The organism is Citrobacter sp. CF971 (assembly GCF_006385635.1).
Taxonomy (GTDB): Bacteria; Pseudomonadota; Gammaproteobacteria; order Enterobacterales; family Enterobacteriaceae; genus Citrobacter; species Citrobacter freundii.
In genome coordinates, this window is sequence record NZ_CP041047.1 from 208,040 (window position 1) to 227,870 (window position 19,831).

At 50.2% G+C, this 19,831-nt stretch carries 35 protein-coding genes; 4 read left to right on the plus strand and 31 right to left on the minus strand.

The annotated features are described in order from the left end of the window. Nucleotides 1-38 precede the first annotated feature (38 nt). The 7 genes from E6P06_RS01250 to E6P06_RS01280 all read right to left on the minus strand — a co-directional run bounded on the left by E6P06_RS01250 (nt 39) and on the right by E6P06_RS01280 (nt 5,504). Complete coding sequence (locus tag E6P06_RS01250; RefSeq protein ID WP_007372310.1) at nt 39-560, minus strand: hypothetical protein; 522 nt, start codon at nt 558-560, stop codon at nt 39-41. 1,128 nt (nt 561-1,688) lie between these two features. After that, nucleotides 1,689-2,531 carry an HNH endonuclease signature motif containing protein gene (locus tag E6P06_RS01260; RefSeq protein ID WP_007372307.1) on the minus strand — a complete coding sequence of 281 codons (843 nt, stop codon included), beginning with the start codon at nt 2,529-2,531 and terminating at the stop codon, nt 1,689-1,691. A gap of 567 nt (nt 2,532-3,098) precedes the next feature. Further along, nucleotides 3,099-3,263, minus strand: coding sequence for a hypothetical protein (locus tag E6P06_RS27545; RefSeq protein WP_007372306.1), 165 nt, complete (start codon nt 3,261-3,263; stop codon nt 3,099-3,101). A 286-nt stretch (nt 3,264-3,549) separates the two neighbouring features. Then, a complete protein-coding gene (locus tag E6P06_RS01265; RefSeq protein WP_007372305.1) occupies nt 3,550-3,993 on the minus strand; it encodes a hypothetical protein in 444 nt (147 codons plus the stop codon). A 59-nt stretch (nt 3,994-4,052) separates the two neighbouring features. After that, nucleotides 4,053-4,331, minus strand: coding sequence for a hypothetical protein (locus E6P06_RS01270; RefSeq protein WP_007372304.1), 279 nt, complete (start codon nt 4,329-4,331; stop codon nt 4,053-4,055). Continuing rightward, the gene (locus E6P06_RS01275) at nt 4,303-5,145 is read right to left on the minus strand and encodes a hypothetical protein (RefSeq protein WP_007372303.1); all 843 of its coding nucleotides are present in this window, start codon (nt 5,143-5,145) and stop codon (nt 4,303-4,305) included. The genes E6P06_RS01270 and E6P06_RS01275 overlap by 29 nt, the downstream gene beginning before the upstream one ends. Nucleotides 5,146-5,186: 41 nt before the next feature. Continuing rightward, nucleotides 5,187-5,504: a hypothetical protein gene (locus E6P06_RS01280; protein WP_007372302.1), complete on the minus strand. Its 318-nt coding sequence runs from the start codon at nt 5,502-5,504 to the stop codon at nt 5,187-5,189. Nucleotides 5,505-5,658: 154 nt separating this feature from the next. Here E6P06_RS01280 and E6P06_RS01285 point away from each other — a divergent pair, with 154 nt between their 5' ends. The 3 genes from E6P06_RS01285 to E6P06_RS01295 are packed head-to-tail and all read left to right on the plus strand — an operon-like array spanning nt 5,659 to nt 6,828. Continuing rightward, nucleotides 5,659-6,099: an antitoxin Xre/MbcA/ParS toxin-binding domain-containing protein gene (locus tag E6P06_RS01285; protein WP_007372301.1), complete on the plus strand. Its 441-nt coding sequence runs from the start codon at nt 5,659-5,661 to the stop codon at nt 6,097-6,099. Then, nucleotides 6,096-6,554 (plus strand): RES family NAD+ phosphorylase, encoded by a 459-nt coding sequence (locus E6P06_RS01290; RefSeq protein ID WP_007372300.1) that lies wholly within the window; start codon nt 6,096-6,098, stop codon nt 6,552-6,554. Before E6P06_RS01285 ends, E6P06_RS01290 begins: the two co-directional genes overlap by 4 nt. A 43-nt stretch (nt 6,555-6,597) precedes the next feature. Then, nucleotides 6,598-6,828, plus strand: coding sequence for a hypothetical protein (locus E6P06_RS01295; protein WP_007372299.1), 231 nt, complete (start codon nt 6,598-6,600; stop codon nt 6,826-6,828). Between the two features lie 67 nt (nt 6,829-6,895). Here E6P06_RS01295 and E6P06_RS01300 read toward each other — a convergent pair whose 3' ends face one another. From E6P06_RS01300 to E6P06_RS01315, 4 genes are all read right to left on the minus strand, one after another. Then, nucleotides 6,896-7,162, minus strand: coding sequence for a hypothetical protein (locus tag E6P06_RS01300; protein ID WP_007372298.1), 267 nt, complete (start codon nt 7,160-7,162; stop codon nt 6,896-6,898). A 49-nt stretch (nt 7,163-7,211) separates the two neighbouring features. After that, nucleotides 7,212-7,766 carry a hypothetical protein gene (locus E6P06_RS01305; protein ID WP_007372297.1) on the minus strand — a complete coding sequence of 185 codons (555 nt, stop codon included), beginning with the start codon at nt 7,764-7,766 and terminating at the stop codon, nt 7,212-7,214. A gap of 158 nt (nt 7,767-7,924) precedes the next feature. Next, on the minus strand, nt 7,925-8,266 hold the full coding sequence (locus E6P06_RS01310) for a hypothetical protein (protein ID WP_007372296.1): 342 nt from the start codon (nt 8,264-8,266) through the stop codon (nt 7,925-7,927). A 118-nt stretch (nt 8,267-8,384) separates the two neighbouring features. Beyond that, nucleotides 8,385-8,828, minus strand: coding sequence for a hypothetical protein (locus E6P06_RS01315; protein ID WP_007372295.1), 444 nt, complete (start codon nt 8,826-8,828; stop codon nt 8,385-8,387). A 237-nt stretch (nt 8,829-9,065) separates the two neighbouring features. Between E6P06_RS01315 and E6P06_RS01320 the strand changes: the two genes are divergently transcribed. Beyond that, on the plus strand, nt 9,066-9,404 hold the full coding sequence (locus E6P06_RS01320) for a hypothetical protein (protein WP_007372294.1): 339 nt from the start codon (nt 9,066-9,068) through the stop codon (nt 9,402-9,404). A gap of 362 nt (nt 9,405-9,766) precedes the next feature. Here the strand turns inward: E6P06_RS01320 and E6P06_RS01325 are convergent, their stop codons facing one another. The 20 genes from E6P06_RS01325 to E6P06_RS01415 form a co-directional block, all read right to left on the minus strand. Further along, a complete protein-coding gene (locus tag E6P06_RS01325; RefSeq protein WP_007372293.1) occupies nt 9,767-10,093 on the minus strand; it encodes a hypothetical protein in 327 nt (108 codons plus the stop codon). Nucleotides 10,094-10,176: 83 nt separating this feature from the next. Further along, complete coding sequence (locus E6P06_RS01330; RefSeq protein WP_007372292.1) at nt 10,177-10,575, minus strand: hypothetical protein; 399 nt, start codon at nt 10,573-10,575, stop codon at nt 10,177-10,179. A 10-nt stretch (nt 10,576-10,585) separates the two neighbouring features. After that, the gene (locus E6P06_RS01335; RefSeq protein WP_016241556.1) at nt 10,586-10,873 is read right to left on the minus strand and encodes a hypothetical protein; all 288 of its coding nucleotides are present in this window, start codon (nt 10,871-10,873) and stop codon (nt 10,586-10,588) included. A 301-nt stretch (nt 10,874-11,174) separates the two neighbouring features. Beyond that, nucleotides 11,175-11,705, minus strand: a complete 531-nt coding sequence (locus E6P06_RS01340; protein WP_016241557.1) for an HAD domain-containing protein — start codon at nt 11,703-11,705, stop codon at nt 11,175-11,177. 305 nt (nt 11,706-12,010) lie between these two features. Then, entirely contained in the window at nt 12,011-12,565 is a 555-nt protein-coding gene (locus E6P06_RS01350; RefSeq protein WP_007372288.1) for a hypothetical protein, read from the minus strand. A gap of 154 nt (nt 12,566-12,719) precedes the next feature. Beyond that, entirely contained in the window at nt 12,720-12,878 is a 159-nt protein-coding gene (locus E6P06_RS27550; protein ID WP_016241558.1) for a hypothetical protein, read from the minus strand. Nucleotides 12,879-12,898: 20 nt separating this feature from the next. Next, on the minus strand, nt 12,899-13,207 hold the full coding sequence (locus tag E6P06_RS01355; RefSeq protein WP_007372286.1) for a CcdB family protein: 309 nt from the start codon (nt 13,205-13,207) through the stop codon (nt 12,899-12,901). Nucleotides 13,208-13,209: 2 nt separating this feature from the next. Further along, a complete protein-coding gene (locus E6P06_RS01360; protein WP_007372285.1) occupies nt 13,210-13,449 on the minus strand; it encodes a type II toxin-antitoxin system CcdA family antitoxin in 240 nt (79 codons plus the stop codon). 138 nt (nt 13,450-13,587) lie between these two features. Then, a complete protein-coding gene (locus E6P06_RS27815) occupies nt 13,588-14,052 on the minus strand; it encodes a hypothetical protein (RefSeq protein WP_246862875.1) in 465 nt (154 codons plus the stop codon). Next, complete coding sequence (locus E6P06_RS01370) at nt 14,049-14,723, minus strand: hypothetical protein (protein ID WP_008786597.1); 675 nt, start codon at nt 14,721-14,723, stop codon at nt 14,049-14,051. The genes E6P06_RS27815 and E6P06_RS01370 overlap by 4 nt, the downstream gene beginning before the upstream one ends. Before the next feature lie 457 nt (nt 14,724-15,180). Then, on the minus strand, nt 15,181-15,813 hold the full coding sequence (locus tag E6P06_RS01375; protein WP_007372282.1) for a hypothetical protein: 633 nt from the start codon (nt 15,811-15,813) through the stop codon (nt 15,181-15,183). A gap of 15 nt (nt 15,814-15,828) precedes the next feature. Continuing rightward, nucleotides 15,829-15,969 (minus strand): hypothetical protein, encoded by a 141-nt coding sequence (locus E6P06_RS27555; RefSeq protein WP_007372281.1) that lies wholly within the window; start codon nt 15,967-15,969, stop codon nt 15,829-15,831. 147 nt (nt 15,970-16,116) lie between these two features. Continuing rightward, nucleotides 16,117-16,575, minus strand: coding sequence for a hypothetical protein (locus E6P06_RS01380; protein ID WP_008786599.1), 459 nt, complete (start codon nt 16,573-16,575; stop codon nt 16,117-16,119). Nucleotides 16,576-16,975: 400 nt separating this feature from the next. Next, entirely contained in the window at nt 16,976-17,269 is a 294-nt protein-coding gene (locus tag E6P06_RS01385; protein ID WP_008786601.1) for a hypothetical protein, read from the minus strand. 12 nt (nt 17,270-17,281) lie between these two features. After that, nucleotides 17,282-17,587: a hypothetical protein gene (locus tag E6P06_RS27560; protein ID WP_008786602.1), complete on the minus strand. Its 306-nt coding sequence runs from the start codon at nt 17,585-17,587 to the stop codon at nt 17,282-17,284. Nucleotides 17,588-17,741: 154 nt separating this feature from the next. Continuing rightward, nucleotides 17,742-18,014, minus strand: coding sequence for a hypothetical protein (locus E6P06_RS01395; RefSeq protein WP_008786603.1), 273 nt, complete (start codon nt 18,012-18,014; stop codon nt 17,742-17,744). A gap of 115 nt (nt 18,015-18,129) precedes the next feature. Next, complete coding sequence (locus E6P06_RS01400; protein ID WP_020996212.1) at nt 18,130-18,405, minus strand: hypothetical protein; 276 nt, start codon at nt 18,403-18,405, stop codon at nt 18,130-18,132. A gap of 75 nt (nt 18,406-18,480) precedes the next feature. After that, entirely contained in the window at nt 18,481-18,957 is a 477-nt protein-coding gene (locus tag E6P06_RS01405; protein WP_008786605.1) for a hypothetical protein, read from the minus strand. A gap of 35 nt (nt 18,958-18,992) precedes the next feature. Continuing rightward, entirely contained in the window at nt 18,993-19,451 is a 459-nt protein-coding gene (locus E6P06_RS01410) for a hypothetical protein (RefSeq protein ID WP_020996211.1), read from the minus strand. A gap of 109 nt (nt 19,452-19,560) precedes the next feature. Then, complete coding sequence (locus E6P06_RS01415) at nt 19,561-19,827, minus strand: hypothetical protein (protein ID WP_008786607.1); 267 nt, start codon at nt 19,825-19,827, stop codon at nt 19,561-19,563. Nucleotides 19,828-19,831: the final 4 nt, after the last annotated feature.

The window sequence follows — 19,831 nt, forward strand, 5'->3', positions numbered from 1 at the left end:
TCTGCGCTAGAATTATCCAATTCTACCACGCTTGATGGTCAGGCGTATAAGTGCTTACTGTACAGCTCGAAAGCTTCATCATGTTCCAAATCGTCCAGGATAACGATATCAGGGCCATGTTCTTTTTTGATTTGTGCGATGTATGAAGCGTATTGAGCCTGGCTTTTGTAGCCCACTGTCCAAAGTCTACCTTCGCGTAAGACGCAGATTTTCTTGCGGTAAACCTTCTTGAAACTTGATTTAGTTTTCCGGTTACGCTCCTCGTCACTGACAAGCTGGTCGATTACTTCAATCAGGTTTGAGTCTATGAGAAATGGCTTGCCATTGTGTTCGCCAAGGCAGATTGGCAGAAGACCCTTCGCATATGATTCGGCCTGGCGGAACAGCTCTTTTTTTCCTGGTTCGAACAGTACGCGAGTTTCGCCACCATGCCCATCATTATCAGCTGTACCTATGCTCAGCCCGTCGAAGAGGACAGTAGCGTTAAAGCAGACTGTTTCCTGGCTCATGCCAGTATAGATTTTGAGGCCTTTCAATTTGATTCTTGTCTGAGTGTTCATTGTGTGTTCCCCGCTTTCTAATTGTGATTCTATTTTCAATCACCTTGAGCAGGTGACGAAGTGATACGGAGAAATAATTGTTGGGTCGCCTGATAGCCGGGCTGGTGGCAGCCGCAACCCTTAGTCAGTACTTCGGGATCGTAGTTCCGAAAAGCCACAACAGTCTCCACAGCGTTTTGGGGGTGTTAACCCCCATACGCTTTGAGACTTTGCCCTAGCGGGCCGCGAATTCGCCTAATCGCCCCGTGAGGGCTCTATTCGAATTTACATGTCGTGCCTGCTTCGCTTGAGAGCGAAGCTTTTGGACGGCGATTGCCCGCGTGGCGGGCAGACATTTTTACGTGCGCATTGCGCACGATTTTCTTCGGTTACATTACAGGGCTGGCTGGGGATTGGCTTATTGCAATATTCTACAACGAAGCTGGGAACGGCTGGCTGGAACGCGAAGATTTAAATCATACTCTATATCGACTGATATCAACGACGGTATCAGCGGGGTCTGTTGCCAGCTTACAGGTCACTTGACCTTCCTGATCCAGCATCAGTGTCGCGGTTAACGGTTCATTTTGAGCATCGATTACAGTGACATTCACGCGTAACCGTGTTGGAAGCATCATCAGAATTCGCGTAGGGCTCTCTGATAATGACACGTTTCTGGCTTGCAGAACCGCTAAAACACTCTTCATTAACTCTGCTTGGTCGATCATATAGTCACATGCCACTGGATGTATTGGGATGAAATCGTGCCTACCGCAGGGCTACACGAAAGATATAAATCAGTATGACATGCGGGCCGGACTCAAACCATCAATTACTGGAACCAGTCCGAAGATAGCGCTCTGGTTTTTATGCTGTTGAATTTACATAGTTGTTATTTAGTGAATTATTCGTACCTTATCATTCACTGATATCACTTAAATTCAAAGTGAACAGGAGAGGATTGGATTAAAAGTCCATAAAATGTGAATTAAAAGTGCGCTAGGAAATGCGATAAACTGATTGATTTGTTTTGATATGGTTTTTATGTGAATTATCGGTGAGTTACTTGTGTGCTACTTATCTCCATGCTGCTATGCCTTTCCAATAAATAGATTGGATAGGGCAGGGAGATGGAAGAGGGGAGAGGGCTTACTCCGCAGGTGATTTCACTTTAAATTCAAGCCATCTTGCCCCGAGCCTGTTTTTATCCAGATTGTAGAACAACGGTTTTATACAGACCCCTTCATACTCAGGGAACTCTATACCGCTGGCGAAGTGAATCTGTAGTGTATCAGGATCAATACCCATCATGTTTGTGTCAAACAGCCTGTGGAATGTTGGTGATAGCAAAATGCCGTTACTGGCGTTATAGCAGCCTGCTACGGATGTTGGTTCAATATGTGCTGCCTCCAGCACACCGTTGAGGTGTTTGCCCGATACCGCGCACAGGCTTCCGAAATTCTTATCCACCAACTCACGGAACTGAGACTGGACATGCACATCGCGAACGCTAACCTCTCGGCGGAAGCTCGGGGAGCGCATACGGATATCTGCATGGGGGAGGTGACCGCGTGGTAATGGCAATACAGCCGGTTGCTCATCCATTACTGGATTCTGCTCCTCGCAGTAGGTGTCCACGGACTCAATCAAACGGGATGTGTCATTACCAAATCGGCGAGTGAACCAGAGCCTGAAGTGAGCCAACCGTGATGCCGGAATTTTGTTACGTGCGTACTCCTGAGCATTCTCCTTTTCGATTTCAGTATTTAGTAAAGCCAGACGGGCCTGAGAAGCACGAATTTCTTCCTGGACTCTGAGATATCCTGCCAGTAGACAAACTTTGGATTCCTGATGTTCAGGCCGTCGCGGATAACCAGATCCTGTTTCAACCACGCCAAAGGCTTTGTACCGGAACATTCGGGGAAAAAGCGTTAATGCCACCCGGTTGTTACGACGAACGAGGGAACGAATCAGATTGGTTATCTTCCTCATGTTCTGAATAGTGCGGGGAGAAAAGAACGCGGCGTATTACCTCTGCTCTATCTATTCCCGACATTATCCCTCTGCGAATGACACCACGGAGGTGAGCATTATGTCTTGCCCCGCTTACTAGGCCGAACTCACGGGACAAACTGACATACTCTTTCAGGAGGTGATGCTTAGGGTCGGTAAACGCCTCTGGAGGAATCACCTGATATGCAACTGACGAAAGTATACGGAAAGTCAGTTCAGATGCTGTCCAGCCCTCACGCCGAAGCCGAATAATTGTTATAACGAGATCATCGATACCAGGCATATCCGGTTCGATATATAGGGACATCAGAGTGTCGTTCATTCCGGGAGGAAGGCTAGCAGAGTGTGACGGGTTGCTCATAGGGTAAGGTACTGATCGGACGTAGAAGAAGCGCTTATGTTACGGAATTCGCTCTGGTGGGTTTTAGCTCCAGTGGCGAACGCTGGAACTACGGGTAAAAAAATCCCCGGTTTACCGGGGAAGTTAACAACTACCTCCAGAAGGGTTGGAGGCAAAGCCGGTTGGGCGACCGGCCACAGGGAATGCTACGGCTTAATGCCGAGTACTACACCGCCATAGACCAGGTACATCACGATGGCGAACAGCATGAAGAAATGGGTTACCGGGTGCGCCAGCGCGGCTGCTGCCGCATTGCTTGCGCTGAGCTTCAGTGAGCCAAAAGAGTGATTACGAACAGCTTGTGCTTTCATGGGTCGCTCCTGATAACGGGTTACATGTTGTGGCTTCTGTATCCAGTATCTGGTGAGTGACTCAGGTGACGAAGAAAACCAGGGCATAAAAAGCCCTGTATTTTCAGAAAGATAATATCGGTTTCGTTTTGTGTTGTGCTTGCTATTCCGGGCATAAAAAAACCGCCTGGTGAACCAGACGGCTTTGGGATAAACAGGCTTTACACAGACAGGTCAGTGGATCATTTAAGTCACTTAACCCCCTTAATCGCCAGTGTATTGCCACCAGCAGTACGTGGTCTAACGCTTAAATATCGTAGCGACCTTCTTTGATTTGCTGGAGCTGTTCAGCCAGCACCTTCGCCAGTGGTTCGGCTTCTTCTTCATCATCAAGATTGTCGATGAGCGTCAGATTCGACTCACCCGCACGGCGGGCATAAACCCCATACGCTCGCTGGCCGGAGATATCGGTGACCGAAGTCTGAGAGTGATCGCAGATGATATTGCCGTGACGGTCTACCGGCCCGAAGCTGATGGCTTCATAATCCGCATCGTGGCCCAATGGTAAATCGCGCAAAACAAACAGGCGTAATGGGAGAACGTCGTACTCAGCACCACATTTTGCTGCCACATCCAGATCGTTAATTTCACGGAGAAAATCTTTCGCTACCACCGAGTCAGAATGCATCCGGTAAATGGTCGATGCGGCCCAGATTGCACCAGCATAAAATTGTGATTCTTCTTTTGTCATTTAGCACCTGCTCTTATTGTCATGGGTATGCCGGTCGAACGGTATCCCCGTGCAGACCGTCAGTAAACGGTTATTTCCTTTGCGCAGCAGTCGCATTGGTATTCGTTGATACCACCAGTTGCGACCCAGTTTATTGCGCCGCAGCGGCAACTCAACAGCTGGCGCATACCAGGAGCAAGTGCCCGCTCTGAAAACGACTCAACCGGGACTTCGCCCGGGTAGTAGTAACCTTTTATCAGCTTGCTGCGTGAATGCCCGTCAGTGTCGGTGTAATGCAGATACACCTTCCGGGTATAAATCATACCCGAGTCAGTGCCGAACTGCGTTTTCAGAAGCATACATATCCTCCAGACGCTGAATACATTGTTGTGCGGCCTTATCAAGTAGTTCAGCCGTGGGTTCATCATAGATGCCACGTACCAGCAGACCAAATATTTCCGGGTCTACAGACAAATCGTACATGCATACGCGAACGCCAAGCGCTGTACGTAGCGCATAGACATGGCGGTTAGGCTTTCCGCCGATACCGGTGACTGACGCGACATTTTCAAAATTACCAGGGTTAACCAGGTTAATCACGGGGCACGATATACACTCAGGGATCCGCTTCAGAGCCACAGCATCCAGATACAGGCTGTGGCCCACTTTCAGGTTTTTTGGCAACGCTTGCAACGGCATGGCTTCGAGGGCCAGATTTTCTTCAAGATGCAGGTTATCCGGCAAAGTGGTAATACGGGTGTTTGACAGCATCATACTGCCAGCTACTTTCAGCGTATCCGGCAGATAGGCGATATCAGTACACATGATGTCCAGAACGCGGCCCACCGTCAGATTTTCCGGCAGATACTTAAGACGTGAAGAATTCGCCATGAGCGTACCGGTAATGGTCAGGTTGTCAGGGAGAGATTCCAGCTCAGAGTAGCTGATAAACAGATTGCGGGCCACCAGCCCGGCAGGGATGCTATGAATGCCCGACAGAATGGTCAGGGTGTTCGTCACGGTCAGATTCGCGGGAATATAGTCGCAGGGAATTGCCGGATCTTCTGGCTCAAGCGTAAACCCGACACGAAGATCGCCTTCAACGATGATTCGTCCGTCCTGAAGGGTAAAGGCCACACCATTCGCTGCCAGTTTATCAATGAAGTCTGTCATATCGGTTTCCTTTTAATGGCCCGACGAGCCGGGCCGGAGGTTCAGAGTTTGCTGACAAAGTTCTGCTGCGTGAACAGGTACATATCGCCCTGCTCATTGAACATGCACAGATTTTCGAGGATGCGCTTTTCAATCCAGACGACCGGCTTTTCACGCATATCCTTCGCGAGCGAAAAGGTGTTTCGCAGCCGGGTAATGCGGTGCTGATCATTGATTGCCTGGTGAATTGCGGCCTTTGACGCTGCCGCCTGCTTTTTTACGTTGTTGCGGGCACACCATAATTCGCCACTAGCGGCTGATGCCCGCGCTGCTGGCTGACGTGAGGAGTCCAGTTGGTCATAACGTAAGAGATTCGGCATGATGCCCCCTGTCATAGTTTTGTCGTTATTGACCTATTATCTGGCAGGTGGGGCTGGTGACGAAGGGCGCTGAGGTTGTCTGATGGTTAAAAGATTGCCGTTAGTGTTCCATATGGTATAATTGAATTACCAAATGGGAGGGCTAGTTATGACGATGAAAGTTTTTTCTCCAGACGTTACCAAAACGAATCAGCACTGCTTATGGCAGGTTGCTGGGCTGGATAATGACGGTATCGCGCTGATGGATAAAATCAATCACGGTCTCGATGGCACAGTAGCTAAGCACATTTCTGAATGGGCTAACATCACGCCGTCTGAGCTGCGCAAAATGTCGGGTATACCTAATACGACGTTTAATCGTAGCATCAAAGACCGTTTCACTGCCGATCAGAGCGAACGTCTGGTGCGCATTATCCGCGTAATTGAACGCGCTGTAGAGCTGTTTGAAGGTGACAAAGAAGCGGCGCACAAATGGCTGAACGAAGCGAACCGTGGTCTGAGCTGGAAATCACCGGCAGAGCTTGTTTCTTCTGAGACAGGTGCGCTTGAAGTGATGCGCCTGATTACGCGTATTGAGCACGGGGTATACTCGTGATCCTTTACCGACTGACCAAGACCCGTTATCTGATGACTGCGTGGTCTGGTCTGGGTGCGAAAGAAGCGGGGGGCCGCTGGAACAGCGTAGGCACTGCAATGGTCTACCTGTCTGAAACGGCCAGCCTTACCATGCTTGAAACGCTGGTACACATTCACGCGCCGCAGTTACTGGACGACTTTACACTGCTGAGTCTTGATGTACCGGATGATCAGATCCAGACCTTCGACATGAGCCGTCTCCCTGATAACTGGGCGAGTGAGGATGCTCCTGCTGAGCTGGCGCTCTACGGTGATAACTGGGCTGAAAGCGGTTCTTCTATCGCGCTGCGTATTCCAAGTGCGTTGTCTCCGGTTGAATTTAACTACTTGCTGAATCCGGCACACCCTGAACTCTTTGACCTGATGGCTACGGTTAAGAAAATTCCGTTCCGGTTTGATTCCCGCCTGAAATAACACACAGGCAACTCCCCGGCATTGACGAACTGAGGTGTCTCTGATGATTCAGAAAGCGAAAGTCGCTAAAGCGTTTATCTCTGTAATTGCCTTGTTCGCCTTTGTCTACTGGGGACTTGATCCCGATTCAATTTGTCAGGCAGTTGGTGACGCATCTCAAACCTGCGGTTACTCCGGCAAGAATGGCGATGCGAGTCTGGTTGGTTCCGTGTTTGCTCTGATGCTGACGGTGTTGGCGGGTGCGATGCTTTGGGCGTGGGTCAGGAAAGGCTAATCAGAACTCTTGCAACTCCCTCCGTGATGCCGGGTGACGCTCCTCACTGAGCGCCACCAGTCAGTCATTACAAACGGGTTGATGATTCAATCGCGGGCGGAAGGCTACTATTCAGCGCGTCGAACCCGCCAAATGCCCGGCCCTCTTTTGTCAGCACCAGATGCATCGGCGTTTCGTTGATATTACGGGCGATGTAATCGTTGATGAATGCCCGCGCCTGATCGGCATTTTTAACCTCTGCTGTTTCCGGCATGGAGTTATGGGAACGATTAAAGACGACAGAGACATAATTCCCTTCAATTCTTACCGGGCGAGTCGATACGGTGAGTTTCATGGTCATTTTCCTGTAGTGAGTGTTGTGTGTATTGGTGTTCTGCCACTATCTACTGCAACGTTGCGGCCACAGGGCGAAGAATTGCTATCGCCTTTGATAACGCCTGCCGCTCACCACCATCAAGGATTCTGACTGCTTCTACGCAAGCCGCTTCTGCTGTATCAGCACGTTCTACCAACGTCCTGACGGTATTTTCATATGATCCGCAATCAGGCTCCTGATTGCTGTCTTCGCTCAGCGTGTTCCATGACTCAGTGAGGTTAACTGCAACAGCGACCAATTGGTCAGTGCTGATATCACCTTTTACGCAACGGCAGGCCACTTCAGCGCCCAGACGTTCAGCAATGTCGTAGTACCAGACTCCCGGTTCTTCAGATGCCTGATACGCAGGTTCGCAGGCTTTACAGATCTGCTCTGCGGCATCCAACATCCAGTGAGCACATTCAATTTCGCCACCAGCCAGCGTTTCACAGATCATTGTCTGTACGCTGTCACAGTTGAAGGTGAGGGGGATAGGATTAGCCACTGATAATGCGGTCAGACGGGAGACTTCATGCTGGAAGCCCTGAAACATGAACATGGCGCAGATAGCTGGATTTAACATGGTAGACCCCTGTAGTTATGTGTGTTGTTCGTTTTGTTTACATAACCAGTTAACCACGCTCCCCGCAGGTGACGAAGGCTTTCGGGGCAGAAAATTCACAAAAAAAACCGACCATTAAGGCCGGTTATGATCTGGAGTATATGGGGCTGAAAACCGCGTTATGCCTTCACTTTCGCCATAAACAGCTGCATGGTTTCTTCAGCAAGCGGAGTGCCAACCTGCTCAAGAACATACTCCGCGACATGCGGGGTGAGAATGAAGTCGATAAACTCCGGCAAGGACATGCTGTTCAGGCTCGGTAGCTGTCTGGACAGTGCATTCTGGTAATTTTCCACTTCACCCAGTTTGCGCTCGGGCCAGCCCACCAGCTCAGGGTGCTTTTCCTTAAGTGCGAGGCCGCGCTCCGGGAAACTGTTACTGATGGGGTGTCTGGCGAGGGTGGGGATCAGGAGATTCGCCAGAAAATCCACTTTCTCGTAATCAAGACAGACAGAATTCATATAGGTTTACCTCTTGCCACTGGCTATGATGTTCGCTTGCTATCTGGAAAACTCTACCAAAGCGGCTGGCGATATCTCATTGAAAACGCCAGCAGAATGCGGTCATTTCCAGCAGGAGTTACCCCATCTGATAACTGTCATAAGATGCCCCGCAGGCTTCCACCAGCGCATCCAGATCACCGGTAAACTCTCTGGCCCGCTTCATCAATGCACGGTGTAATTCCGCTGGTGGAATGTCATCGCTACTCTTCGCCGGGTATTCAACACTGAACGCGATGGTAAACGCATGGCTATACCACGGCCCGGCATTCTGGTTTTCAAAGCGGGCCATCAGCTGGCTTTCGGTTGTATCGGTAGCAAATGTATCGAGGTGGACGACATCGACCGGCACGTTGAGTGCCCCGGCAGTGGTTGATGCCAGCTGCCGGGCTTCGTCTCCTCGCTCTGGTGGTGCGCAGTAGAGACATTTCCCGTTCAGTACCACCAGCGTCTGACCGTAGGTCGTACTGACGATACTCACGGTGTTAGCCGGTTGCGGGTGTGTGGTTGCAGTGTGCTGCATGGTGTTCTCCATTAGGTCACTCACATGGCAACCAGCTTACCCGGCACAATTCAGCTGACGAAATCAGGACGGACTGGTGTATATCGTTCGCAAAATAAAGATATTTTTTATCATCAGCACCGGTAGTTACGGGGCAAATTGCAGGTATCCGGTACAATGGTGATATGAAGGGCATTACATGCAGAATCGTGTGGCCCGGCAGACGGATACCGAATATCAGCAGAAGGAACCAGGACAATGCAGGAACTCGACTTTGACCATATCCAGATAAACCTGAACCCGCGAGCGTGTGCTGTCACACCTATCCCGGAAGACCTGAAAAGGGAGCTGGCTTATCTGGGCGCTATCGCAGAGAGAAAGAAATTCGCGGCAAGCCTGATTGTTAATCTCTACAACCCGGACGTTTGCGGGGCGAATATGTACAAACTCACGGCCTATTGCCGTAACGAGTCATGCGATACCCTTCGCGATGGCATGATGACCCTGATACAGCTTTGTGCATACATGGAGTCACATGAGATCTATGGCGAGACGTTTGTCAAAAAGCTGATTAAACAATGGGAGTTTCGTAAGTAGTCTGCTGCTTCAAAATACCTTTCTGACAGGGCGCTATGTGCGCCCTTTTATTTTAAAAAAACGGGAAGGTCTTGCCCGGGTATTACCTGCTATTTTCAACTACCAAACCACAACGGCAGAAGAAAATTGACCAGTCGAAGCAATTCGACCAGGAGTTCGACATACAGGAAATGGAAGTCTTTCATAACAGTCTCTTCATATAATTGGCTCGACAAAATCGTTGCATCACGACGATCGCAGGTGTGAGGTTTGTTTTCTTCGTGGGGGTTGTCAGCTATCACGACATTGAGGCAGGCAAGCGCAGGTGTCACAGTTTCGGGTATATTTTATGCTGGTGGGGTGACCACCAGCTGCGGGTATAGTTACTTAATGGTTTTCAGGAGGGTGAACTTGGTTTTGCACCGGGTGCATTGCGCTTTCAGAGACCCGGAGCGCACCTGTTTCAGTTTCCCGGCGCACTGGGTACAGGCTACGTCCTTCACACGTTGTGCCATTCGCTCATCCACAGCGAGTGTTTTGGTCGGGTTATGCTTACGCTTGGGAGCCTTCAAAAGCCCCAGCGCCCGCAACGTGGCTTTGTACTCCCGGGTGATCCATTGACCGTCGCGCTCATAGTGCAGGCCATCCCCCATCATATCGCCAAGCTGTATCAGCCGCTGATGCAGCACTTTTTCTTCTTCAGGACTCATATACCGTGCTCTCTTTAAATTATTGAGACGGAACCGAGCCGATTGATACCTCATATGAGGCCACCAGCGTCTTTACTGGCGTTTCAACGAAGCTGACGCTCTGCTGAGTAGAGTCGAATGAGAATCGCGTCCAGCGCCCCACAGAGCGCGATCCTGAAGCTTTCGCTATGACCGTCCCGTTCGCGCATCTCCAGAAGGGCATCCAGCTCGTTATCGTCAATCGGCAGTGGCCCGGAACAGAAGGTTTTCACCATGTCAGAGGTGTCAGGGTTTATACCTGCAATGCGCAGGATATCGGGAACCTCAGACCGGTAGATCACCGGTCGGCCTGATGGCGGTGTCCACGTTATCGGCTCTATCTTCAGTTGCGGTAAGCCAGCACCGGCGAGGGCGTTATTCAGATCGTCTATAAGCACGACATCCGCTCCTGAAGGAGGATGTACGCCGAGGGCCGCAGGGATTTCGACAGAGATATTGTGCATGGCGTTTACCTCAGTGAAGGACGTGATTAACCAGCGACGGGGGGATATCGAGTGACCCGACACTCCAGCCATTGGCAGTTGTCGCAATAAGATCTGGCCGGAACCCACCCCAACCCGTCACACGGCCCGAATCGTTGACCACCACCACCAGCGGCGCACCGGTATTTTGTGTCAGGCGAACGAGATCTGCGTTGTCCACCAGCGGGATCTCATTCACGTCCACCCCAGCCAGAGAAAAGCGGGTAAGCGTCATGCGACATTTCGGACAATCAGGGGCAGTAAACACAGTAATTTTCATTGGGATAGCCTGGTGTATACGGGATATATTCATTATCCCAGCTTTCCGCTTCTGACGAAGCGTTGCGCGGGTAATCAGAGCGTAAGCAGGTAAGATATTGTTGGGGCCATCCTGCAACATCAGTTGCGCCAGTTGCCTGGCTATTCGTCGCTCTCTCCATTAGAGAAAATAAACCAAATAAGCAGAACGCCTCCGACCCACATTCCAACAAAGAGGCAAATACCGATCAGGTCATAGACGTATTGTGGGATTTCATTCATAACGCATCCTCATTAATAATTTGTATTCAGCCTTAAACCGGTCATTTCATTAACCGAATCCGGTCTATCAAAGCGCTACCCTGCGTTGCATTCAGCCCCTCGTGCCGGTGAGTCAGGAACAGGGCAGGGCAGTCAGTTGGAAAGAGTCGAGCGGTATCGTCCACGAAGGTGTAATGCTGTAGGCCGAACCGTTTAACGACCGCCATGCATTCGTGATAACGCACGTGGTTATTCACCAGCCCATCCAGATCGGGATTGAGTCCAGCAATCCGATCGCGTATACCCGCAGGGAAATGACTCAGCACCATCTCCCGGGGTACGCCGGTACGCCAGTTTGTGGAAAGGATAATTCCCGTCTGCGGGCATTGCGTCAGCACGTGATCCAGCACAGGCATAAACTCCAGTGACCCGTTTTCCGCCCGGTGGAGTACACCGTCGATGTCCAGGAAAATCCAGTGACGACGGGCATCTATTTCCAGCCAGAACTCGCCCGCAGAGCGCCGGGTCGACATACAATCTATATCGTCCTGACAGGTAAACCTGACTAACCACTTCTGTAATAATCGGAACATAGAGGCCTCTCGCGGTAGTTGACTATATGCAGAACCGGCAACCATCAAAATCATACGGATTCTGTTGCCATGAAATACGGCCACACCCGGGGCAATTCCAGCGAGTCAGCCCCTTTGACTGTCGGCGATTTTGGCGTTTCAGCCAGGCAGGCATCAGCAGACCGGCCCCCTGCGTCATTTTACGGCGGTCTACCAACGGTGTCACGCAAGCTGACCAGATAAAAACGGTCTTTCATGAAACACTCCAGAGGATGATGGCAGGAAAATAGCCCGGCGCGGCGGATACCGACACCGGGGAGGAGGGGTTAGCTTTCGATTTTGCTGACGTTTACGGTGTCATCGTCGTTACGCTTTACACCCAGCATGGTATCGCCATCGACTTCGATAATGCCGTCAAAGTAGTCGGTCATTTCGTCATAGCTGACTTCATCAAGGTCATCCAGCCGGTAGGAAGAGCCATCCGGCAGAACAAACTGACCATCCAGCGTGGCAAGGTCATACGCCAGCGGGGTAACCGTGAAGTAATACTCATCGGTGAACCAGACCGCGCCAACCACCAGTGGGTGAGAAATGTGGAATTCGACGGTGTTATAGCCCTGCGCTGCGATTGCATCCAGCAAATCAATGAAGCCGGGCATCGTATCGCCATCCCAGCCATCAGCCGATAAGGAAGGCTTGAGGTTATCCCAGTCGCTCAGACTGAAAAACACTGTGCCCTCACCGTCATCGCTGATATGGGATGAAATGTACGTCGCGCTTGCTTTTGAAGCCATTGCAAACAGGAAGTCCTCATCGAGCACGTGTTTGAGGGAGGTTTTAAAAACCTTGTCAGTGCCTGCTGCCGGGATAATCGCTAACATGAAACACCTCAGTGGTTGTGTTGGTCTGTTTTTATTATCGAACGACTGAGTCTGCTGACGAAGGAAAAAAGGGGACAAAAAGAGGCTGTTTTCTCAATAAAATCAGAAAGATTGTGACGGCCCGAATTCAGATGAAACGGGCGCAGACGGGGGGTTATTTGCTGGCGGATTCGGCTTCGTAAATGACTTCGTCGGCCCAGTCTCGATCAAATCCCGGCATCACCGGTAATGCTGCAACGACATCGGTAGGGAGGGCATCAATATAATCGCGCATGGCTTTTGCCACTTCCAGCAGTTCATTTTGCTTCATCATTTTCTCGCTCATTATCTCTGTCAGAAACCATCCAGCAGGAAGTCCACCGCACTTTTGATAGTGTGCCGGAACGGAGATGCGTCCATGACCGCCTGACCGAGCTGCTTCACGCGGACTGAAGCCATTTCATGCGTCATCAGGATAACGTCATTCCCTTCCACCTGTATGACCGGAGTTAATCGCGCAACCGGGGCCGAGGCTCCTTTTTTAAGCCGATGAAGGGGGATCACCAGGCGGGTATTTAACTCGCCAATGATGTCGCTCTGTATATCCAGCAGGTAAGGGTATGCCTGGCTGTTGCCGGGATTGCGGTAAACGGTATATTGCATTATCAGAACGTCCTGTATTCGTCAGACAGTAACCCATGCTCTTCAGTGATGCGGTTCAACTCCTGAATACCAGCACGATTCTGTCGTTTCCATTCTTCCGCTGCACTGGCCTTCAGTTTGCTCTGAAGCGCTTCTGCCAGCGTGGCGGACAAGTTAATCCCAGCGTCTTTTGCCTGCTGTACGAGCATTGGCTCAAGGGTGACACTGACGGTTTTTTTCTGGCGAGCAGCTGTAGCCTGCATGTGTCCTCCAATAAAAAAGCACGTGTCGATTACACGTGCTTTAAGTATGCGCCCATTTTATCCCACCAGCAAATTTGTTTGCCTCCGAGAGAGTCTACTGCGTCAGTTCAGCAGGTCAGATGGCCTAGACCGCAGAGGCTACGTTTTTCCAATCATGATAAGCAACACACGCCTGTTTGGCAGGTTGGCTGCAACTTTAGCTGCTTTATCAATGCTTTGTGCTGTATACACTACCCCTCTTTCTTTCAGGTTCTCCGCGTTCTGACGCAGCGTTTCCTCTGAAAAGCTGGACGACTCATCAATGCCAACTGGGCCGGGCTTTGCACCGCGCAAACTGAATGGCACAGGGCCATGCCAATCATTCTTTACCAGTAACAGTCGGGCATCAATGATCCGTCCTGGTAGCTTTCTTTCGATGAGGTAACTTTTTCCGGTTCCAGTGCTGCCAATCAGGCAAACGGTGTAACCGAAACGCAATGCCCATCGAATGATTAGAGCCCAATACCGCGCCCGGAACGCGGAAATGACAGGCATTTCACCTGGTCTAAATACCGCTGCGAAAAGACATGAATAGCTATATTTCTCAGCGTTACAATCTTTCATAAAACTTTATCCAGTGATGTGTTTTTGGGGAATTTTCTGCCCGCCCAGCAGGTAGCTGGTGTATCTGAAGTACATAACATCTTGTAGTTGCCTCTGACTATCTCTCTGGATATAGACTTATCAAATTCATTTCTATCCATATCAAATAGCCAGTAGAACCCATCAGCATAGATAATTGTGGTTCGATTGGGATCCGAAGCTACGACGCGAGCATCCGTAATCAAATTCTCCTCATAGCGCAAAGGCGAAGCGGAGAAAAAGAATATTATTAATACGAACCAACTCCCTATGAAACACGGTAAAACATGTTTTTTGCAATCCTTTAAACCATCTTTGTTGCCTTTCATTTTGTAGTCATAAAGACCAAGCAAAAAAAGTAAGAAAGAAAAAGCAAACCCCAGAAAAACGTGAGTATAAAACTGATGGATGCCGTCACTCCATGTAATACTGATACTTCCAGCATTTGTTCTTTTTGTTGTTATTTCTAATACGGAAATGAAAATGGCTGTTAACTGACTAAAACAAAATATTTTTATGCTTAATTCAGACTTAAACGCTTTGTTATATACTAATACAATCACAAAAAGTATTACGATTACAAAAGCTGTAATCATAAACTCACTCATCATCATGAGCACACTGTTATTAATACTGTAATTTATGTTCATCATCACTCCTTAATTTCACAACTTTTCATCATTTTATTTGAGAATTGACAGGCTTATCGAGTAGGGGGTTTAGCGTCCTTGAATATGTTCGCTCGTGTGGCGCTCACTAGACACCAGATAACAGAAGAAAGCAGAGCAAGCATTGCGTAAACCATTCGGAAGTTTGAATCCCACTTCGCGGTTACTATTGATTCATCGACCGCCTCGCGAACGCAGGGAGATTCGATAAGTGTCGGGGGAGTCGTGGATTGTGGCTCTTCGGTACATACCATTAGTTTGCCGACCGGAGCACCATCAATGACAGCCCTGGCTGCACTAACCAGATGCGCTGAAGGTGAACCTGAATAGTTCATGCAGATGAACGTGATAAATAAAGCAATCGCCGGGCCGGAGACCAGAGTGAAGAATGCGAAGCTGCGGCAGGCCGTAGTATGGCGATGCAAATTAGCGAGAAATGTCATCATGATTTGTCACTCTGGGTTTTAGTCGTATCCGACTCGGTGTCACATCGCTGGAAAGCTACTTGAGGAGGAATTTGATCAACCCCGGTAAAGCAATATTTCAGGGATAGTTGCTTTTTTCCCTCATCCAGTCCAACAAAAAAGATATCGACCGGATCTTCATGAAGTAGCTCTTTTGAGAGCCGGTTGTAGGCCATCCAGCTCCCAACCATATCGACCATTGGCTTAAATTTATCAGTTGCGTTATCTGTAGGTTTAAATGGAATTACACGGAAAACATTCCATCGTGAGCAACGAACCAGCAATTGAGCATCACTCTGAAAGACGTCCAGATCAGTGTTATTTGTCAGGACTTTACACAGCGACTTGAGATCGTTACCCCTGACCTCCAGTTGGCTGAAGCTTCTATAATACTTTTCACATCCAGTTAAGTGCTGAGCGTAGCACTGCTTCAACAGTGTTGTGTCGTTACTGGCCTGCAATTGAGTATCTTTCGCCACATAGGCATCACTGATAAGAAAATCGGGATAGAGGTGTCCCTCCCATAGCAGTTTCTCGGCGATAGCGCCCCCCAGCACCACCACCAATAAGATAAAAAAAATTGGGAACGTCTTACCCAGAGGTATTTTCATAAATCTCACCAGTCGTTAATTTGAGGTAAATTTGCTTTCCAGATTCAGAATGCATTTTTCATGTGCATACATGACGGCGGAATCATGGCCGTAATAGAGTTCGCCATTTTCACGCTGCCACTCACGCGCTTTTCGGGTACGGAATGCTTCTGACATATGTTTTCCACACAACTCACATGGCCCGAAAAAGTCGCTGCTGCGGCCTGTTGATTTTGTGAGTCTGACGATATTGCCTGTAGGTCTACCCATACTGCCCCCTGTGCTGCTGGCATTGACCGGCTGTCTGCCGTGCTAAATGAGTGGTTATTTATCCGCGTCATCATCGGATTCTTTCGGCACGAGTTTTGTATAGCTAAATGTCATATCAGAGGGACGGATCCCATAGCGCCACGGCTTTCTGCGGTAGTTAACTGCCTCGCTTACCATCCAGCAGATAAGAGCGATACCCGCCACTATCAGGTAGCCTTTGAGCAACAGCGAGTCCCATTGTTTAATGGCATCATCGGCATTCACCACGTGTCGCTGGCATTCTGAGGAGCGGAACGCGGCAAACACTGCTTTCTCTTCAGGGCAAACCATGACCGAGGTGCTGGTGGCATTTCCAACCAGACTACGGGCCTGATCGAGGAAGACCTTGGATGGTGAACTGGTAAGAACTGTGCAGAACAGAATGAGCAGTAACGCAACTGCCGGAGCAGTGACAAACGAGAAAATGAATGCCTGCCCGGATTTCCATAAAACGTCGCTGATGTAAAATTTCATGTCGGTGTTTCCTCTTATCGGTATTCAGGCCCAGAGCAGCCCGGGGCTTAATTTATGCTGACTGGAGTCCGCCAGATTGTTTCTCTTCAGCGCGGGTATTCCAGCGCGTCACAGCGGCTTGTTCGGAGTCCTGAAACGCCACCGTGGCCTCACAGGAATTGCAGCAGGCGCGAAAATTATTCGAAATCTCCCGAACCCGGATACCTGCCCGGCACGAGGGGATAACCCTTTCGCGTCCAGGAAGGAGTGATAGGCTCGCTCAGTCATTTCAGCGGCAGTCATCCGGGGTTTGTTGTCTGGCATATCCGTACCTTGTTCTCTGCTGCTGCTCAGTAATTACAGCCTGGCAGCGGCTATCGAAGTCAGGGACATCCTCAAGCTGGTGGATGTACCGGGTTCATCAGTCTTTCAGTGAATGGCCTTTAAAGCGTCTCACATAGCGTTTAATTTCATTTTCGGCCTGTTCCAGCGCGGAACGGTCGCTATGCTCCAGCACACAGTAAGGCCCATGCGCTGGCCCGCCTTCACTGGTTTCGCAGCTATCCAGCTTGAAACGGTTGGATGCTTCAAAGATAAACTGGCTGATTTTCGCAATGGAGATCTGGTCTTTGTCTTCCTGCTCTTTGGTGTCGATGACATCGCCGTTATACACGTCGAAATCGAGCCGCAGGCGGTAAACCGTGTCGATGGCCATAAGCGGTTCCTTTCAGAGGATGTCGTAGATGACCGGAACGCGGCCACGCTCTACCTGTTGATTCAGGGTGCGGAAACCACCGTGATCCACAATGTAGAATTCTCCCGCCACAGCGGAGCGATGGAAGTCGGCGAGCTCTTCAGTTCCAAAGACAAAAACCGGGGTGGCAGAGGGAACGGTCATACTGGCAGATTTTCCGCCGTAGCCGCGAACCGTGAAGGTCATTACCCCATCCGCGCTGGCGGGCAGGAAATCGGCGAAAATCGAATGAAAGGCTTTATTCGCCTTATCGCTGAATACGTCGGTCAGTGTCTGCATGATGCGCCCCGTGATCTCGTTTTATGTTGTACTGATACCAGTACAACACGGGCCCGACAGGTGACGAAGGCGATACGGCGGGTATTATCAGAATGATTATGTCGGTCTGAAATGGTGCATAAGGGAGCCGTCAGGCCCGGCTCCGGGATGCGAATCAGCGGTCGTTATGCTGTAGCACCTCCACGAACTGTCCGCAGCTGTCACAGCAGTACTCATTGGCGAATCTGCCATCGTCCTTCCAGTTGTTTGCCCCGCAGCGGCAAAGCAGTACACGTACCTGAGAAGGGCGGATGCGAGCTTGCCCGAATTTGGTTGTCCACTGAGGCTCGCCATCAAAGCGAAAGGAGTCGATGCGAAACCTGCTTTCGCGTTCGAGGGTGTTGAGATATTTGAAGTACAGCTCTTCAGAAAGGATGGCATCGGTCATCGTGTATTCCCTGTCTGGCCCCGTGGCTGGTGATTTGCGGCAGAGTGTTGCGTTGCGAAAACTGCCTGGGTTGTCGGAGCCATTACACCACGGGTCATACAGGTCACGAAGGGGGCTACTTGCCTGCCAGCGCTTTCTCTTCCCGGGTAGCCAGGCGCATTTGCCCAAAACCTTCACGGATCAGCAACGGCTTTTCTTTCTTCCAGCCCTTAATGACGGACTCACCGAAACGACGCGGGGCGTTACCATTCCAGGTGGCGATGACATGGTTGTCATGGACTTCGACAATCACGACCGGGTGGACGACAACCGTCTTAAGTGTGGTGTTGCCCATATTTACCCGGCTAACCGACCAGACACTCATCCCGGCTTCCAGCTGGCTTATTTTCATCTTCACTTCCTTCTAAACGAACGTCGTGCGCCACGCGCTTAATGTCGTGACGCACATTACCATGCCCGGGGCTTATCAGAACATAAGCCAGGTGGCGTTACCGGCAGTATTTCTGGACTGGTAAGCTTTTGCCTGCGCGTGAAGCAGCTTCCACAGCTGGCGAAGTGTAGCGGCATGATTTTCACCACCAGCATTAACCCGCAGTTCACCGATCTCGCGGGTAACCGTGAAGCAATTCCGGCTCTCATCCCAGCCTGAATGTTCACGCGCTTCCACCACCAGATCATTGGACGTATCAGGGCCGGTCTTAGCAGCATTCAGCACGAACTCCGTTTTCACAGTAATACGGCTGGCGTTATCCGGCGCATCCAGAAAGACGGTGAACCCCTCAGTTCGGCGGTCAGTAGTACGACGGCTCCCCCAGGAGGTGATCCCCCGCTGGACACGCATCATTGAAAGGGCGTGGGACTCGGTAGCCTGCACCGAGCGATACAGGTCGGTCAGGGAAGAAATGCTGAAGCATTCAGGGGTAGTCTGGTTAACATCGGTCATGGTAGATCCTCGGTTATGTGGTGTGTTTTCTGGCTTCAGTAGCTGTCGTTTGCCACGTAATAGGACGTGCCTGGATAGAAGTAGCGGTAATCCGGCTGCATATCATTGGTGATGACAGATGTTTCTTCCCAGACCCCGCTGGTGGACATAAACTCATCTGCCGTTTCATTATCCAGACGCATATAGCGCTCAGGAGCGCATTCCGCCCAGGTGCGTTTCACCGTATCCCAGTTAGCGTACTGGCTGATTTCAATATTCAGGGGCGCATTCTTCTCAGGCTGGTTACGGCGGGAACTCAGCACGAAATTCAGCTTCAGGACGATACGACTGTCGTTGTCAGGAGTATCCATCCAGATCTGGTATTCAGCCGTAGGCCGGGATGACTGGTTTTTGCGGCCCCACGAGGTGACACCGGTTTTAACCTGGACTATCGAGACTTTATGCGCGTCGGTCTTGCCAGCGCTGGTCATCAATTCAGACAGACTTTTAAACATGGTGCATCCCCAGTGATAATTGGATTTGTTCGTTTTGTTTACTTATTAAATCACTGGTTACCCGGGTGACGAAGTCAGAGCCGGGTAAAAAATGGACTAAATTTGCGGATTAATTGCTGGTGGTGGTATTGACCTGCGGGACGGGGGCATCGAACAATTTGTCAAAGAAATCCACGCCACGCTGGTACACATCGCGCAGCTCAATATCTTCCTGCTCGGGCAGGTTTATATTATTGAGCACGGCAAGGCCTTTGCGAAGACGAGGAGCTAATACGGTTTCCAGATAGATCCTGCGGCCCGCGATGGTTTCCGGGGATGCTTCATTGATGTAAAAATCAATGGTCTTCGTGATGCTGTAATTCTTCACTTCACTCATCGTC